Raw genomic sequence first — 15,122 nt, forward strand, 5'->3', positions numbered from 1 at the left:
TGGTGGGCAAGAACGCAAGAGGGACTGCCCGATGGCAGCGGCGATAATGGCATTGTACCGGTACCCCCGGGGTTGACCCAAGCGCGCCTGTCGTGATTGCCACCCGTTTCGTCCTGATCGAGCCCAGCCACGCCGGCAACGTGGGCGCCGCGGCGCGCGCGCTCAAGGTGATGGGCTTCGACGACTGGGTGCTGGTGCGCCCGCGCTGGCCCGATGTGCTCGAGCGGCCCGAGGCGATCGAGCGCGCCAGTGGCGCGGCCGATCTGCTGCAACGCGCGCGCATCGTTGCCACGCTGGATGACGCCCTGCAGGGCATGAGCCACCTGTGTGCGACGGCCATGACCCCGCGCGATTTCGGCCCCCCGACTGCCGAGCCGCGCGGGTATTTGCCAGCGCTGGCACCGCGCGCGCTGGCCGGGCAGACGGGAGGCGTGGCCTTCGTGTTCGGGCCCGAGCGCTACGGGCTGGCCAACGAGGACGTCTACCGCTGCCACGTGTGCCTGCGCATCCCCACTGCGCCCGACTATGGTTCGCTGAATCTGGCCGCTGCGGTCCAGCTCATCGCCTACGAATGGCGGCTGGCCTTGGGTGGATTTGCCAGCGAGCATCAGGTGCTGACGGCGCGCAGCCCTGCGCCCGACCCGCCCGCGGACGCGCCCGCGCTCTCCGGGCTGCTGGCCCACTGGCAGGAGGCGCTCACCGCGGTCGGCTTCCTCGACCCGGCGGCGCCCAAGAAGCTGATGCCGCGCCTGCGCCGCCTGCTGCTGCGCGCTGCCCCGACGGTGTCGGAAGTCCACATCCTGCGCGGGGTGGCGCGCGCCATGATCGACGCCGCGCGCGGCGGCAGGCGCTAGACTGTGGGGCCCATGGGCGCTCGCCAGGCCCGCCACATTGCACCATGTCCCCCATGTTTCAGCGCCTCAAAGCCGACATCGACGCCATCCTCGAGCGCGACCCCGCCGCGCGCTCGCGCTGGGAGGTGTTGACCTGCTATCCCGGCTTGCACGCCATCTGGCTGCACCGTGTGGCGCATGCGTGCTGGCGTCGGGGTTGGAAGTGGCTGGGGCGCTGGATTTCGCACTGGAACCGCTGGCTGACGGGTATCGAAATCCACCCCGGCGCGCGCATCGGGCAGCGCGTCTTTATCGACCACGGCATGGGCGTGGTCATCGGCGAGACGGCCGAGGTGGGCGACGACTGCACCATCTACCACGGTGTGACGCTGGGTGGCACGTCGCTGTACAAGGGCACCAAGCGCCACCCGACGCTCGGGCGCGGCGTCATCATCGGCGCGGGCGCCAAGGTACTGGGCGGCTTTACCGTGGGGGATGGTGCCAAGATCGGCAGCAACGCGGTCGTGACCAAGCCCGTGCCGGCCGGTGCCACCGCAGTGGGCAACCCAGCGCGCATCATCGTGGCTGACGCAGACGAAAAGCGCGAGGCCGCGGCCGCCAGGATGGGGTTTTCGGCTTACGGCGTGACGCAAAACGACGACCCGCTGAGCCTGGCGATGCGCGGACTGATCGACAACGCGGCCAACCACGAGCACCAGATCGCGCTGCTGTGGCAGGCCATCGAAAAGCTGGCCTGCGCCCAGCGCGGCGAATGCCTGCCCTCGGACGCCGCCAAGACCGAGCACTTCGAGGCCGAGCGCCTCAACCAACTGATCGGCAAGTGAAGCAGCGGCCTGCGTTGTTGACGCTGTGGCCGCTCTGGCCGCTCAGGCACGAGGAGCACGAATGGCGGACTTGGGCCGAAACGCCGCACACACCGCGTCGTTCGTCTCCAGGTAGGGGCCGCCGATGAGGTCGATGCAGTAGGGCACGGCGGCAAAAATGCCATGCACCACGGGTTTGCCGTCGGCGTCGCGCATGCCCTCCAGCGTCTCGGCGATCGATTTGGGCTGCCCGGGCAGGTTGATGATGAGGCTGCGGCCACGGATGACCGCCACCTGGCGCGACAGGATGGCCGTGGGCACGAAGCGCAGGCTGATCTGGCGCATCTGCTCGCCAAAGCCCGGCATCTCCCGGTCGGCGACGGCCAGCGTTGCTTCCGGCGTGACGTCGCGCGGCGCGGGCCCGGTGCCGCCGGTGGTCAGCACCAGCGAGCAGCCGCAGGTATCGACCAGCTCGACCAGGGTGGCGCTGATGCGCTCGCGCTCATCGGGGATGAGCCGTTCGACGAAGGTGACCGGGTTTTTGAGCGCGCGGTTCAGCCAGTCGCGCAGCGCGGGTAGGCCCTTGTCCTCGTAGACGCCGCTGCTGGCGCGGTCGCTGACGGAGACGATGCCGATGGTGACGGGGTCGTGGGTGTTCATGGGCGGGCAACGGTGGATGGACTCTCGTGCGCGTCGAGGACGGCGCGCACGTGTTGAAACAGCTCCCGCCAGGCGCGGCCCTTGCGCTGGGCCTGGCCGGGTGCGGGATCGGGATGAACCTGCGCGTCTTTACGCGCCTGTCGGATGAGGGCGCGCAGGCGCTGCCAGTCGGCGTCGGGCTCCAGCTCGCGCCAGGCGTCGAGGGCGGCATCGTCGGCCACCAGCCGCTCGCGCCACTGCTCGGCTGCATGCAGGCGCTCGGTCTGCGCGGCGCTGCCCCGGTGTTGTTCGGCCAGCGTCGCCTCGATGGTGGCCACCAACGCATCGTCGAGCTGGCGCATGAGCTTGCCCACGTACTGCAGCTGGCGCCGCCGGCCCTCGAAGTCATCGATGCGCTTGGCCTCGGCCAGCGCTTCCCGCAGCGATGGCGGCAGGTCCAGGCCCTGCAGCAGCGACGGTTTCAGCGTGAGCAGCTGCTCACCCACCGCCTGCAGATGGGCGCTGCGTTTTTTCAAGTCGGTCTTGCTGAGGTCTGCGTCCCATTTGGCGGCGCGTTTGAGTTCGGTGTCCTCTTCGCTGCCATAGGCGACGAAGTGGCCCCGAACCCAGTACCCCTTGGTCGGTTTGCGTGGCATGACCGGTATCATAGCCAGCGACATGAAGAAAAAAACCCGCCCCTCCCCCGCGCCCGCCGCCGAATCCGGCCCCTTGGCGGGATTTCAGTTTTCGCAAGACCAGTTTCGCGAGTTGGCCGACTTGGCCCTCAAACACGCGCGCCAGCTGGGCGTGGCCGACGCCGGTGTCGAGGTCTCCGAGGGCAGCGGCCTGAGCGTGTCGGTGCGCTGTGGCGCGCTCGAAAACGTCGAGCGCAACCGGGACAAGTCGCTTGGCATCACCGTCTATCTCGGCCAGCGGCGCGGCAACGCGTCCACGTCGGATTTTTCGCCCGACGCCATCCGACGCACCGTGCAGGCGGCGTACGACATCGCCCGCTTCACCGCCGAGGATCCGGCTGCTGGCTTGCCGGACGAGATCGACATCGCCAACGACTATCCCGACCTGGAGCTGTTCTATCCTTGGCCAATCACGGCCGAACTGGCGGTCGAGCTGGCGCTGCGCTGCGAGGCGGCGGCGTTTGCGGTCAGTCCGCGCATCACCAACAGCGAAGGCGCCTCGGTGTCGGCGCAGCAGTCGCACTTCTGGGCCGAGCACATGCGCGGTGGCGAGCGCGGCCGCCAGGGGATATTCGCCGGTGGCTACCCCAGCTCGCGCCACAGCCTATCGGTCTCCCCCATCGCTGGCAAAGGCAACGGCATGCAGCGCGACTATTGGTACAGCTCGCAGCGCAACCCGGCCGAGCTGGCCAGCCCGGAGGCGGTGGGTCGCTACGCGGCCGAGCGGGCCCTGGCGCGCCTGAGGCCACGCAAGATCGCCACCACCGAATGCCCGGTGTTGTTCGATGCCCCGCTGGCTGCCGGGCTGCTGGGGGCCTTCGTGCAGGCCATCAGCGGCGGCGCGCTGTACCGGCGCACCACCTTTTTGCCCGACAGCTTGGGGCGGCAGGTGTTCCCGTCCCATATCGACATTTGGGAAGATCCGCACCTGATCGGCGCCAAGGGCAGCGCGCCGTTCGACGACGAAGGCGTGCGCACGGTGGCGCGCCCCGTGGTCGGCGCGGGATGCATCAAGGGGTATTTTTTGAGCACGTATTCGGCGCGCAAGCTGGGCATGCGCACCACGGGCAACGCGGGTGGCTCGCACAACCTGCTCATGACCAGCCGCCTGACCGAACCCGGTGACGACCTACCCGCCATGCTGCGCAAGCTCGGCCGCGGCCTGTTCGTCACCGAACTCATGGGGCAGGGCGTCAATCCGGTGACGGGCGACTACTCGCGCGGCGCTGCGGGCTTTTGGGTCGAGGATGGCGTCATCGCCTACCCGGTGCAAGAGATCACCGTCGCCGGCAACCTCAAGGAGATGTTTCGCGGCATACAGGCGATCGGGGCGGATGTGTATAACCTGGGGGCCAAGAACGTGGGATCGGTGCTGATCGACCGCATGAAGGTGGCGGGCAGCTGAGTGTCCCAGGCGTGGGGAGGTCCCCCCGCGCCCAAGGCGTGCAGCGGCGCATAATCAGACCCATGATGCGCAAGAAGCTGCCCATCGGCATCCAGACCTTCGCCAAGATTCGCGGCGACGATTACTACTACGTCGACAAGACGCCGTACGCGCTTCGGCTGATCGAATCGGGCTCGCACTACTTCCTGTCACGCCCGCGACGCTTTGGCAAAAGCCTGTTTCTGGACACGCTGGCTGAGCTCTTCGCCGGCAACGAGCCGCTCTTTCGGGGGCTCTATTGCCACGACAAGTGGGATTGGGGGAAGAAACATCCCGTCATTCGGATCAGCTTCGGCGGGGGGAGGGTACAGAGTCGGGCAGAACTCGATCAGCGCACCCGTTGGAACCTGGAGCAAAACCGCGAACGGCTGGGCATCACATGCCCCAATGTGGACGACATCGCCGGCTGCTTTGCCAACCTCATCCAGGCCGGGGAAAAGCGGTTCGACCAGCGCGCCGTCGTTCTGGTCGATGAATACGACAAACCCATCCTGGACAACCTAACCGAGCCGGAGGTGGCGCGCGCCATGCGCGAGGGCTTGCGCAACCTGTACTCCGTCATCAAGGATCAGGACGCCCACATCCGGTTCGCGTTTCTGACCGGGGTTTCCAAGTTCAGCAAGGTCTCGATCTTCTCGGGGCTCAACAACCTGCGCGACATCACCGTCTCGGCGGAATACTCGGCCATCTGTGGCTATACGGAAGCGGATGTCGATACCGTCTTCGCGCCGGAACTGGAAGGACTCGACCGCCAGGCGATCCGCGACTGGTACAACGGCTACAACTGGTTGGGGGATTCGGTCTACAACCCCTTCGATCTGTTGCTGCTTTTTCAGGAACGTGTCTTTCGCCCCTACTGGTTCGAGACGGGCACGCCGACGTTCCTCATCGACGTGTTGACGCAGCGCGGCTGCTTCACCCCGGAGCTGGCGTCGCTGCGGGCGGATGACGAGCTGCTCAACAGCTTCGATGTCGAGGGCATGACCACCGAGGCGCTGCTGTGGCAGACCGGCTATCTGACGTTTCGCAGCCAGCGCCGCATCGGTGCGCGCATCGAATACACCTTGGGCTACCCCAACCTGGAGGTCGAAAGCGCCCTCAACGACGCGCTGGTCAAGGCGCTGGTGGGTGCGCCGTCGGCGGCGGGACGGGCGATCAGTCGGCTCTACGACGTGCTGCACGCGGGTGACCTATCGGGCCTCAGAACCCATATCGACAGCCTCTACGCCGCCATCCCGCACGACTGGTACCGCAACAACCCGATCGCGCAGTACGAGGGCTACTGGGCCAGCGTCTTCTACAGCCACATCGCGGCGCTGGGGCTGGATTTGATCGCCGAAGACGTGACGAGCCAAGGCCGTATCGACCTCACGGTCAAACTGCCTGAGCGGATCTACCTGTTCGAGTTCAAAGTGGTCGAGCTGGAGCCGGAAGGGAAGGCCTTGGCGCAACTCAAGGCCCGCGACTACGCCGCCAAATACCGCATGGCGGGCGTGCCCATTCACCTGGTGGGCATCGAGTTCAGCCGCGAGTCGCGTCGCGTGGTGGGGTTTGACGCCGAGCATTTGGCGTGCCAATAGACGTTCCACCGCGCCGGTGACGAAGCGCTGGGTCTGCCCTAAACCCAAGAAAGAACAAGGGCTGACGCGATCACTCACGTCAGCCCTGGATGGGTTTGGTCGGCGTGGCGGGATTCGAACTCGCGACCCCTTGCACCCCATGCAAGTGCGCTACCAGGCTGCGCTACACGCCGAAGCCGCCATTATACGGTGTTTTCAGGCGCTTTCCGGACTGCGGGGTCGAGCAGGGCGCGGATGGCGCGCAGCTCGGCCAGCAGTGAACGGCGCTGCGACGCGTCCCAGGCGGGCGGCGGCTCGATGGCGTCCACCACGCTCGTGGGCAAGATCTCACCCGCGGATGCTGGGGGGGTAGAGGGTTCACCATCCCCTTCCTGGTCCTTGCGCGCGGCGCGCTCTTGCTGGCTCCATTCGGCCAGCCGGTTGCGTGCGCCCTGGATGGTAAACCCTTGCTCGTACAGCAGTTCGCGGATGCGACGGATCATCAGCACTTCGTGGTGCTGGTAGTAGCGCCGGTTGCCGCGGCGCTTCATGGGCCGCAGTTGGGTGAATTCTTGCTCCCAGTAGCGCAGCACGTGGGGTTTGACCCCGCACAGCTCGCTGACCTCACCAATGGTGAAGTAGCGCTTGGGAGGAATGGGGGGAAGCGCAGGTGCAGAGCACATGGTGGAGCGAAGTCGGCAGCCCACTAATGTAGCGCAACCGCCGTCACAGGCCCATGATCTCGGGGCCGCCTTTGGCGAGCGCGCGCTGGTAAGCCGGGCGGCTGCGGTAGCGCTCGCGGTACGCCGCCACGTGGGGGTGACGCGCAGCAGCGTGCGGTCCGCCCAGCGCGAGCGCCGCCTCGACGGCAAAGCTCATCTGAAAGTCGGCCAGTGCCAGCCGCTCGCCGGTCAGCCAGGGGCGATCGCGCAGCGTGTGGTCCAGCAGCTCGAGCGCGGTGTCGATGTTGGGATCGACGAAGCGCCGCAGCACTTGCCGGCTGATCTCGCGCGCGATGGGCCGAGCAAAGAACGGCATGCGCTGCTGGGGGATGTTGACGAATACGAGCTTCATGACCACCCAGTTCATCAACGATCCTTCGGCAACGTGCATCCAAAACCGGTTGTCGCGGTGCGCGGCCGTGCCCGGCGCGGGGACCAAGCCGGCCAGTTCGCTATGTGGGGCGGGGGGAAAGGTCTCGGCCAGGTATTCCAGGATGGCGCCGGATTCGGCCACCGTCACATCGCCATGGGTAATGACGGGCGACTTGCCCAAGGGATGCACGGCCTTGAGTTCCGGCGGGGCTAGGCGCGTGCGGGCGTCGCGCCGGTACAGGCGCAGCTCGTAGGGCACGCCCAGTTCTTCCAGCAGCCACAGCACGCGCTGCGAGCGCGAGTGTTCCAAGTGATGAACGACCAAGCTCGTCATGGGCACTCCCGTGGGTCAGCGTGAGTGGATCAGAGCGTCGAGCCGCTGTGCATCGGCGCAAAAGAGCCGGATGCCTTCGGCCAATTTTTCGGTGGCCATGGCGTCGTCGTTGAGCGCGAGCCGAAAGGCGGCCTCGTCGCCGGCACGGTAGTGGATTTCCGGCAGGTCGGCTTGGGCGGCTTCGGCGGGGTCGAGCTGGCGCGGGACGTCGCCTTTGGTGGCGGCCAGTTGCGCCAGCAGCTCGGGGCTGATGGTGAGCAGATCGCAGCCAGCCAGGGCCAGGATCTGCCCGGTGTGACGAAAGCTCGCGCCCATGACCTCGGTGGCGATACCGAAGTGCTTATAGTGCCGCCAGATGCGGGTGACGGATTGCACGCCTGGGTCTTGGGTGCCTGCCATTGCCGCCTCGTCCCACTGGGCGCCGGCGCGTGCCTTGTGCCAGTCGACAATGCGGCCGACGAAGGGCGAGATCAGGCGCACGCCCGCGTCCGCGCACGCCACCGCCTGGCAAAAGGCGAACAGCAGCGTCAGGTTGGTATGGATACCCTCGCGCTCCAGGGTTTCGGCGGCGCGGATGCCTTCCCAGGTGGCAGCGATCTTGATCAGCACGCGCGCGCGCGGCACGCCCTCGGCCTCGTAGAGCGCGATGAGGCGCCGAGCGCGCTGGATGGTGGCGCGGGTATCGAAGCTCAGGCGCGCGTCGACTTCGGTCGATACCCGGCCCGGGACGATGCGCAGGATCTCGGCGCCGAAGCGCACCAGCAGCCGGTCGACCACTTCGTCCAGGGGGTGGTCGCGGTAGCGGGTAACGGTGTCGTCGAGCAGCGGCGCGTACTCGGGTTTGAGCACGGACTTCAGGATCAGCGACGGGTTGGTGGTGGCGTCGCGGGGCTGGTACTGCGCGATCTGCAAAAAGTCGCCGGTGTCGGCGACCACGGTGGTGTGGCGCTTGAGGGCGTCGAGCTGGTTCATGCGGTGTGACAGCGAAGGCGAAAGAAAGCCGGGGCGGGTTTAGGTCAGCGGCGTGGCCAGACGCTGGATGACGGCCGCGGTGTCGGGGCGCACGCCGCGCCACCAGGCAAACGCCTCGGCCGCCTGTTCGACCAGCATGCCGATGCCGTCGGCGAGCCGACCCGCGCCCGCCTGCTGGGCTTGGCGCAAGAAGGGCGTCAGCCCCTGACCATAAACCATATCGTACGCCAGGGTGTCGGGGCCGAAGATCTGGGGCGGCAACGGCAGCGCCTGATCGACGAGGCTGGCGGACGTGGCGTTGACGACGATGTCGAACCGTCCGGCGTCCACCAGTTCATCGAGCGCGGCGGCGCGCAAGACCCCGTGGCCCCACCCCTGCGCGTGAAACGACGCCACGAGTGCCGCCGCCTTGTCGGCGCTGCGGTTGGCCACGAGCAGCAGTGTGGGTGCGGCCTGCAGCAGCGGCTGCAGCGCCCCGCGCGCGGCGCCCCCGGCGCCCAGCATCAGCACGCGGCGGCCAGCGACGGGGTGGCCCAGATTGACCGTGATGTCGCGCGCCAACCCCACGCCGTCGAAGTTTTCGGCGCGGCAGCGCGTGCCGTCGAACGCCAAGGCATTGGCCGCACCGGCAAGCCGCGCGCGCTCGCTAACCTCATCGGCATAGGCACACGCCTCGATCTTGAACGGCAGTGTCACGTTGACCCCGCGCCCGCCCGCCGCGCGAAAGGCATCCACCGTGGCGGCAAAACCGTCCAGCGGGGCCTCCATGGCGGTGTAGGTGAGCGCCTGCCCGGTTGCCTGGGCAAACCAGGTGTGGATGAGCGGCGATTTGCTGTGGCCGATGGGGTGGCCGATGACGGCGTAGCGGTCCATGGCGCGATTGTCGCCGATGGCGGCCCCTCCGCCACCAGCCAGGGGCATGGCAGCCTCGCGTCGTTGCTTCGGCGTTTTGGATATGGTCGTCAACACCGTTGACGGGTGGTCGTCCATGGACCAGCTACGATACAACCCGTCGTTCGCCTGGAGCTTGCCGTGTCCGCCTTGCCCGCTCTGTTCGTCTCGCATGGCTCGCCGATGATGGCCTTGGCGCCCGGCGCCGCCGGTGTCGCCTTGCAGCGTTGGGGGCAGTCGCTGGCTGCCCGCGACGACTTGCGTGCAGTGGTCGTCATGTCGCCGCACTGGATGGACGAGGTGGCTGCGGTGGGCAGTCACCCTCAGCCGCCCACATGGCACGACTTCGGTGGCTTCCCGCCGGCGTTGTACCGCCTGCAGTACCCTGCACCTGGTGATCCCGCGCTGGCGCGCAGGGTCGTCGAGCGTTTGCGCGCAGCGGGTATCGCTTCGGCCGAGGACCCGCAGCGCCCGCGCGACCATGGCGCTTGGTCACCGCTGCGCTTTCTGTTGCCCCAGGCCCGCTGGCCGGTGGTGCAGCTGGCCCTCCCGGCTACTGCAGGGCCGGCGCAGGTGTACGCCATCGGTGTGGCACTGGCTGCGCTGCGAGAGGATGGCGTGTTGATGGTGGGCTCGGGCAGCCTTACCCACAACCTGATGGAGTTCTTCGGCCAGCGCCCGGCGATTCAGGATCCGCCCGATCCCTATGTGGTGGCGTTTTCGGACTGGGTCTGGAATGCCTTGCAGGCCCGCGATCTGGATGCCCTGCTGGCGTGGCGCGTGCGGGCGCCGCAAGCGGAGCGCGCGCACCCGACCGACGAGCACCTGCTGCCGTTGTTCTTTGCCCTGGGAGTGGCGCGCTGGCCCCGGGAGGGGGCAGCGACGGTGCGGGCGATCACGCGCGAAGCCCAGTACCGGTATCTGGCGATGGACAGTTATGCCATCAGCTGACCATGGGGCGGATGGAAAAGGGGACCCGACTCAGGACACCCACTTGGTTTCGTCGCTAGAGCCGCGCCCACTGATGATGTTGGGTGGCAGCGATCACGCGTCGGCCAGCTCCGTCATCGGCACGCAGCTGCAAAACAGGTTGCGGTCGCCGTACACGTTATCCACCCGGCCGACGGGTGGCCAGTATTTGCTGCCCGCGCGACCGTGCGCGCGGTGAAACGGCAAGGCGGCACCCAGTTCCCGCGTGTAGGGGTGGGGCCAGTCCTCGGCCAGGCAGCGCTGCGCGGTGTGCGGGGCATTTTTGAGCGGATTGTCCTCGCGCGGCCACACGCCCAGCTCGACGGCGCGGATCTCTTCCCGGATGGCGATCATGGCGTCGATGAAGCGGTCCAGCTCCTGCAGCGTCTCGCTCTCGGTGGGTTCCACCATCAGCGTGTTGGGCACGGGAAACGACAACGTGGGCGCGTGAAAGCCGTAATCCATGAGCCGCTTGGCGATGTCTTCGGCCAGGATGCCGCTCGTGTCTTTGAAGCCGCGGCAGTCCAGGATGCATTCGTGCGCGACGTGGCCGTTGGCGCTGGCGTACAGCGTGGGGTAATGCGCGCGCAGGCGGGCGCTGACGTAGTTGGCCGCCAGGATGGCCGTCTGCGTGGCGCGCAACAGGCCCTCGGCCCCCATCATGCGGATGTACATCCACGAAATGGGCAGCACGGCCGCGTTGCCCAGCGGCGCTGCCGAGACGGCGCCGACGGTGGCGTCGCCCCGCGCATCGCCCGCATAGGCGCCCGCGGCCAGCGCCGTGGCGTGGCCAGGCAGGTAGGGCGCGAGTTCCTCCACCACACACACCGGGCCCACGCCCGGGCCGCCGCCGCCGTGGGGGATGCAAAAGGTCTTGTGCAGGTTGAGGTGGCTGACGTCGCCCCCGAACGCCCCCGGGGCTGCCAGGCCGACCAGCGCGTTCATGTTGGCGCCGTCGATGTAGACTTTGCCGCCGTGTTGGTGCACCAGGTCGCACAGGGCCTTGACGCCGGTCTCGAACACGCCGTGCGTGCTGGGGTAGGTGATCATGATGCACGACAGGCGCTCGCTGTACTGCTCGCACTTGGCGCGCAGGTCGTCCAGGTCGACATTCCCCTGCGGGTCACACGCCACGGGCACGACGTGCAACCCGGCCATCTGGGCGCTGGCCGGGTTGGTGCCGTGCGCCGACGTGGGGATGAGGCAGACGTCGCGCTGCGGCTGTCCCCGCGCGGCGTGGTAGGCCTGGATGGCGAGCAAGCCCGCATATTCGCCTTGCGAGCCCGCGTTGGGCTGCAGGCTGATGGCGGCGTAGCCCGTGGCCTGGCATAGCCAGGCGCGCAATTGCGCATCCAGCAGCCGGTAGCCCTCCAGCTGGTCGGCAGGCGCAAACGGGTGCACGTGCGCAAATTCCGGCCAGGTGATGGGGATCATCTCGCTGCTGGCGTTGAGCTTCATCGTGCACGAGCCCAACGGGATCATGGTGCGGTCCAGCGCCAGGTCTTTGTCCGACAGGCTGCGGATGTAGCGCAGCATGCCGGTTTCGCTGTGGTAGCGGTGAAAGACGGGGTGCGTCAGATACGGGCTGGTGCGCCGCAACCCGGCCGGGATGAGGGTGTCGGTGGCCGCTGCACAGGCGTCGAAGTCGGGCAGTGGCTGGCCCGGCGTGGCAAACACCGACCACAGCGCCTGGATGTCGTCGCGGGTGGTGGTCTCGTCGAGCGCAATGCCAAGGTTGCCATGCCCCATGACACGCAGGTTCATGCCGCGCTCGCGCGCACGGTTGAGCAGCGACTGGGTGGCTGCGCCGGTGTGCAGGCACAGCGTGTCGAAGGCGCTGCCGTTGGCCGGGGCGTGGCCCAGTTCGCTCAAGCCCCGCGCGAGGATGGCGGTGTAGCGCGCCACGCGCTCGGCGATGCGCCGCAGCCCGTCGGGGCCGTGATAGACAGCGTACATGCTGGCCACCACGGCTGGCAGCACCTGCGCGGTGCAGATGTTGGAGGTGGCCTTTTCGCGCCGGATGTGCTGCTCGCGCGTCTGCAGGGCCAGCCGGTACGCGGGCTGGCCATGGGCGTCTACGCTCACGCCGACCAAGCGCCCGGGCAGCGAGCGCTTGAACGCATCGCGGCAGGCCAGGAACGCGGCGTGCGGGCCGCCCGCGCCCATGGGCATGCCAAAGCGCTGACTGCTGCCGACCACGATGTCGGCCCCCCACTCGCCCGGCGGCATGAGCAAGGTGAGTGCCAGCAGGTCGGTGGCGACGATGAAGGCCGCCCCCCGTTCGTGCACCCGTGCCACGTCGGCGCGCCAGTCGTCGATGCGGCCAGTGGTGGCGGGATACTGGGTGAGCACGGCAAAGTAATCGTGGCGCTGCAGCGCTTGCGCCCACGCCTCGGCGCTGTGGGTGACCACCACGTGCAGGCCCAGCGGGCGTGCGCGCGTCTGCACCACTTCGAGGGTTTGCGGATGGCAGTCGCCCGAGACGACGATGACCGCACCCTCGGCCTTGACCGAGCGGCGCGCCAGGGTCATCGCTTCGGCGGCGGCGGTCGCCTCATCCAGCATGGACGCGTTGGCGATGTCCATGCCCGTCAGGTCGGTGACCATGGTCTGAAAATTGACCAGCGCCTCCAGGCGGCCCTGCGAGATTTCGGCCTGATAGGGTGTGTACGCGGTGTACCAGGCGGGGTTTTCGAGGATGTTGCGCAAGATGACGCCGGGCGTGTGCGTGCCGTAGTAGCCCTGCCCGATGAAGCTGCGTAGCACACGGTTTTTTTGCGCGATGGCTTTCAGTTCGGCCAGCGCTTGTGCTTCTGTCACGGGTGGCGGCAGGTCCATCGCTTGCACGCGCGCGATCGTGCGCGGCACGATGCCGTCGGCCAGGGCCTGCAGGCTGTCTTCGCCGATGGCGGCGAGCATGCGCTGCTCATCGTCGGGGCCGATGCCGATGTGGCGCGCCACGAATTCGGCGGGGTTTTCCAGGGCAGACAAGGGGGTGGGGGGCGTCATCGCGCGGCTCCGTTCACTGGGCCAGTTGGCGGTAGGCGGTCTCGTCCAGCAGCGCGTCCAGTTCGGCGGGCTGACTCAGGCGCACCTTGAAGAACCAACCCTCACCCAGCGGGTCGCGGTTGGCCAGCGATGGGTCGGCGCGCAACGCCTCGTTGACGGCGACGATCTCGCCGCTGACCGGCATGTAAACGTCGGCAGCGGCCTTGACCGATTCGACCACGCCGGCCACCGCTTTTTGCGGCAGCGTTTTGCCCACTTCGGGCAGCTCCACGAACACGACGTCGCCCAGCGCATCTTGCGCGTGGTGGGTGATGCCGACGGTGGCGGTGTCGCCATCGACACGGATCCATTCATGGTCGGGGGTGTACTTGATGGTCATGATCATCGACTCCAACGGTGGGGAAGGAAAGGGGGCGGTCAGCCGCGGTGATAGCGCGGCGCGACGAAGGGCAGGGGCACGACTTCCATGGGCACGGGCTTGCCGCGGACGATGGCGTGCAATACCGTGCCCGGGCTGGCGTGCTCGGGCGGGACGTAGCCCATGGCGATCGGCACGTCCAGCGTGGGCGACAGCAGCCCGCTGGTGACCTGGCCCGCCGGCAAACCCGCTGGGGTGTGCAAGGGGGCGGGTTCGCGCACCGGCACACGCTGCTGGGCGCGCAGACCGACGCGCACGCGGCTCAGGGGCAGGCTGCCATCCAGTTGCGCCAATACGCGCTCGGCGCCGGGAAAGCCGCCTTCGCGCGCGCCGCCGCGCCGACGCACTTTCTGGATGGCCCATGCCAGGCCTGCCTCGATGGGGGTGGTGTGGGTGTCGATATCCTGCCCATACAGGCACAGGCCCGCTTCCAAGCGCAGCGAGTTGCGCGCCCCCAAGCCCACCGGGTGCACCTCCGGCTGTGCCAGCAGCGCGCGTGCAAAATCGATGGCGGCGTCGGCCGGCAGCGAGATCTCGAAGCCGTCCTCGCCCGTGTAGCCGCTGCGGGTGGCGTAGAGTGACGCACCGTGCCAGGTGAAGGCGCCGCCGGTCATGAAGACCAGATCCTGCACGCCGGGCAGCAGGCGCGCCAGGGCCGTCACTGCCAGCGGCCCTTGCAGCGCCAGCAGCGCACGTTCGAAATGGGCGCGCACCTCGCAGCGCTGCCCGATACGCGCTTGCAGATGCGCCAGGTCGGCGTGCTTGCGCGCCCCATTGACCACGAGGGTCAGGTCGCCCCCTTGCGCCAGATCGCGGTTGACGAACATCAGGTCGTCCAGAATGCCGCCGTCGTCGGTCAGCAGCAGGCCGTAGCGCTGGCGGTGCGGGGCGAGCCCCAGCACGTCCATGGGCAGCAGCGTCTCCAGCGCCGCGGCGGCCTCGGGGCCGTGCAGCGTGATTTGCCCCATGTGTGAGACGTCGAACAGCCCGGCTGCCTGGCGCGTGTGCTGGTGCTCGCGCAGCAGGCCGTCCGGGTATTGCACGGGCATGGCGTAGCCGGCAAACGGCACCATGCGCGCCCCGAGGGCCAGGTGAAGGTCGTACAGGGGGGTCTGGAGTAGCGCTTCGGTGGTGGCAGCGGACATGGTCGATCTGACAAACAGGTGGTCACGACCGGCGCCCGAAGGCACCGGGGCACACCTGCTGTCCGCTTTACCTGAGAGATTCGCCGACGCCGCGCCACCCATGCGGTCGCGCACGCCGCTTGCTCCTTCGGTGGGCGACGCCTGGCACTGGGGCCGCTGGCGACGCCTCTCTCCAGCAGGCAAACACCCCGCGGGGTGTTGCATCAGTCCTTTTGCCTGAGCGTTCGGCGTTGGCCTGCGCCTTCGGCGGCAGTTCGACGCCATGGCGTCATCTGCGCTCTCCTGATGCGCCGCAT

General features: G+C 68.0%; 14 protein-coding genes, 1 tRNA gene and 2 riboswitches. Of the genes, 5 read left to right on the plus strand and 10 right to left on the minus strand.

Features of this window, described 5'->3' with window-relative positions; all coding sequences use genetic code 11:
• Positions 1-95: 95 nt before the first annotated feature.
• Both ACPP3B_RS10210 and cysE read left to right on the plus strand, forming a co-directional pair.
• Positions 96-854: an RNA methyltransferase gene (locus ACPP3B_RS10210; protein ID WP_424860181.1), complete on the plus strand. Its 759-nt coding sequence runs from the start codon at positions 96-98 to the stop codon at positions 852-854.
• Positions 855-907: 53 nt separating this feature from the next.
• Positions 908-1,678 carry a serine O-acetyltransferase gene (cysE, locus tag ACPP3B_RS10215; RefSeq protein WP_299020573.1) on the plus strand — a complete coding sequence of 257 codons (771 nt, stop codon included), beginning with the start codon at positions 908-910 and terminating at the stop codon, positions 1,676-1,678.
• Between the two features lie 42 nt (positions 1,679-1,720).
• Here cysE and mog read toward each other — a convergent pair whose 3' ends face one another.
• Complete coding sequence (gene mog / locus ACPP3B_RS10220) at positions 1,721-2,317, minus strand: molybdopterin adenylyltransferase (RefSeq protein WP_424858915.1); 597 nt, start codon at positions 2,315-2,317, stop codon at positions 1,721-1,723.
• Complete coding sequence (yjgA, locus tag ACPP3B_RS10225) at positions 2,314-2,952, minus strand: ribosome biogenesis factor YjgA (RefSeq protein ID WP_424858916.1); 639 nt, start codon at positions 2,950-2,952, stop codon at positions 2,314-2,316. Before yjgA ends, mog begins: the two co-directional genes overlap by 4 nt.
• Positions 2,953-2,974: 22 nt before the next feature.
• Here yjgA and pmbA point away from each other — a divergent pair, with 22 nt between their 5' ends.
• Together pmbA and ACPP3B_RS10235 are read left to right on the plus strand one after the other, a co-directional pair.
• Entirely contained in the window at positions 2,975-4,396 is a 1,422-nt protein-coding gene (pmbA, locus tag ACPP3B_RS10230; protein WP_299020575.1) for a metalloprotease PmbA, read from the plus strand.
• Between the two features lie 62 nt (positions 4,397-4,458).
• Positions 4,459-6,015, plus strand: coding sequence for an AAA family ATPase (locus tag ACPP3B_RS10235; RefSeq protein WP_424858917.1), 1,557 nt, complete (start codon positions 4,459-4,461; stop codon positions 6,013-6,015).
• 96 nt (positions 6,016-6,111) lie between these two features.
• On the opposite strand, the gene ACPP3B_RS10240 is transcribed toward ACPP3B_RS10235, so the two are convergent.
• From ACPP3B_RS10240 to aroE, 5 genes are all read right to left on the minus strand, one after another.
• Positions 6,112-6,188 (minus strand) — tRNA-Pro (locus ACPP3B_RS10240).
• A gap of 9 nt (positions 6,189-6,197) precedes the next feature.
• Positions 6,198-6,677 (minus strand): MerR family transcriptional regulator, encoded by a 480-nt coding sequence (locus ACPP3B_RS10245; RefSeq protein ID WP_299019600.1) that lies wholly within the window; start codon positions 6,675-6,677, stop codon positions 6,198-6,200.
• A 43-nt stretch (positions 6,678-6,720) separates the two neighbouring features.
• Positions 6,721-7,422, minus strand: coding sequence for a glutathione S-transferase family protein (locus tag ACPP3B_RS10250; RefSeq protein WP_299019604.1), 702 nt, complete (start codon positions 7,420-7,422; stop codon positions 6,721-6,723).
• A gap of 15 nt (positions 7,423-7,437) precedes the next feature.
• Entirely contained in the window at positions 7,438-8,394 is a 957-nt protein-coding gene (gene tal / locus ACPP3B_RS10255; protein WP_299019605.1) for a transaldolase, read from the minus strand.
• Between the two features lie 39 nt (positions 8,395-8,433).
• Positions 8,434-9,267: a shikimate dehydrogenase gene (aroE, locus tag ACPP3B_RS10260; protein WP_299019607.1), complete on the minus strand. Its 834-nt coding sequence runs from the start codon at positions 9,265-9,267 to the stop codon at positions 8,434-8,436.
• 159 nt (positions 9,268-9,426) lie between these two features.
• Between aroE and ACPP3B_RS10265 the strand changes: the two genes are divergently transcribed.
• Complete coding sequence (locus ACPP3B_RS10265) at positions 9,427-10,236, plus strand: dioxygenase (RefSeq protein ID WP_424858918.1); 810 nt, start codon at positions 9,427-9,429, stop codon at positions 10,234-10,236.
• Between the two features lie 93 nt (positions 10,237-10,329).
• Here ACPP3B_RS10265 and gcvP read toward each other — a convergent pair whose 3' ends face one another.
• The 3 genes from gcvP to gcvT are packed head-to-tail and all read right to left on the minus strand — an operon-like array spanning position 10,330 to position 14,826.
• On the minus strand, positions 10,330-13,263 hold the full coding sequence (gene gcvP, locus ACPP3B_RS10270; RefSeq protein ID WP_424858919.1) for an aminomethyl-transferring glycine dehydrogenase: 2,934 nt from the start codon (positions 13,261-13,263) through the stop codon (positions 10,330-10,332).
• 13 nt (positions 13,264-13,276) lie between these two features.
• The gene (gene gcvH / locus ACPP3B_RS10275) at positions 13,277-13,642 is read right to left on the minus strand and encodes a glycine cleavage system protein GcvH (RefSeq protein WP_424858920.1); all 366 of its coding nucleotides are present in this window, start codon (positions 13,640-13,642) and stop codon (positions 13,277-13,279) included.
• A 38-nt stretch (positions 13,643-13,680) separates the two neighbouring features.
• Positions 13,681-14,826, minus strand: coding sequence for a glycine cleavage system aminomethyltransferase GcvT (gene gcvT, locus ACPP3B_RS10280; RefSeq protein WP_424858921.1), 1,146 nt, complete (start codon positions 14,824-14,826; stop codon positions 13,681-13,683).
• A gap of 48 nt (positions 14,827-14,874) precedes the next feature.
• Positions 14,875-15,012, minus strand: a riboswitch (glycine riboswitch).
• Between the two features lie 8 nt (positions 15,013-15,020).
• A riboswitch (glycine riboswitch) is annotated at positions 15,021-15,121 on the minus strand.
• Position 15,122: the final 1 nt, after the last annotated feature.

This window comes from Tepidimonas sp. HKU77, assembly GCF_049728535.1.
GTDB lineage: Bacteria > Pseudomonadota > Gammaproteobacteria > Burkholderiales > Burkholderiaceae_C > Tepidimonas.

Excerpts from the sequence above, each read along its gene's own strand:
- mog (WP_424858915.1), bottom strand. The coding sequence starts at position 2,317 with ATGAACACCCACGACCCCGTCACCATCGGCATCGTCTCCGTCAGCGAC.
- tal (WP_299019605.1), bottom strand. The coding sequence starts at position 8,394 with ATGAACCAGCTCGACGCCCTCAAGCGCCACACCACCGTGGTCGCCGAC.
- ACPP3B_RS10250 (WP_299019604.1), bottom strand. The coding sequence starts at position 7,422 with ATGACGAGCTTGGTCGTTCATCACTTGGAACACTCGCGCTCGCAGCGC.
- gcvH (WP_424858920.1), bottom strand. The coding sequence starts at position 13,642 with ATGACCATCAAGTACACCCCCGACCATGAATGGATCCGTGTCGATGGC.
- gcvT (WP_424858921.1), bottom strand. The coding sequence starts at position 14,826 with ATGTCCGCTGCCACCACCGAAGCGCTACTCCAGACCCCCCTGTACGAC.
- ACPP3B_RS10235 (WP_424858917.1), top strand. The coding sequence starts at position 4,459 with ATGATGCGCAAGAAGCTGCCCATCGGCATCCAGACCTTCGCCAAGATT.
- gcvP (WP_424858919.1), bottom strand. The coding sequence starts at position 13,263 with ATGACGCCCCCCACCCCCTTGTCTGCCCTGGAAAACCCCGCCGAATTC.
- cysE (WP_299020573.1), top strand. The coding sequence starts at position 908 with ATGTTTCAGCGCCTCAAAGCCGACATCGACGCCATCCTCGAGCGCGAC.
- pmbA (WP_299020575.1), top strand. The coding sequence starts at position 2,975 with ATGAAGAAAAAAACCCGCCCCTCCCCCGCGCCCGCCGCCGAATCCGGC.
- yjgA (WP_424858916.1), bottom strand. The coding sequence starts at position 2,952 with ATGCCACGCAAACCGACCAAGGGGTACTGGGTTCGGGGCCACTTCGTC.
- aroE (WP_299019607.1), bottom strand. The coding sequence starts at position 9,267 with ATGGACCGCTACGCCGTCATCGGCCACCCCATCGGCCACAGCAAATCG.
- ACPP3B_RS10245 (WP_299019600.1), bottom strand. The coding sequence starts at position 6,677 with ATGTGCTCTGCACCTGCGCTTCCCCCCATTCCTCCCAAGCGCTACTTC.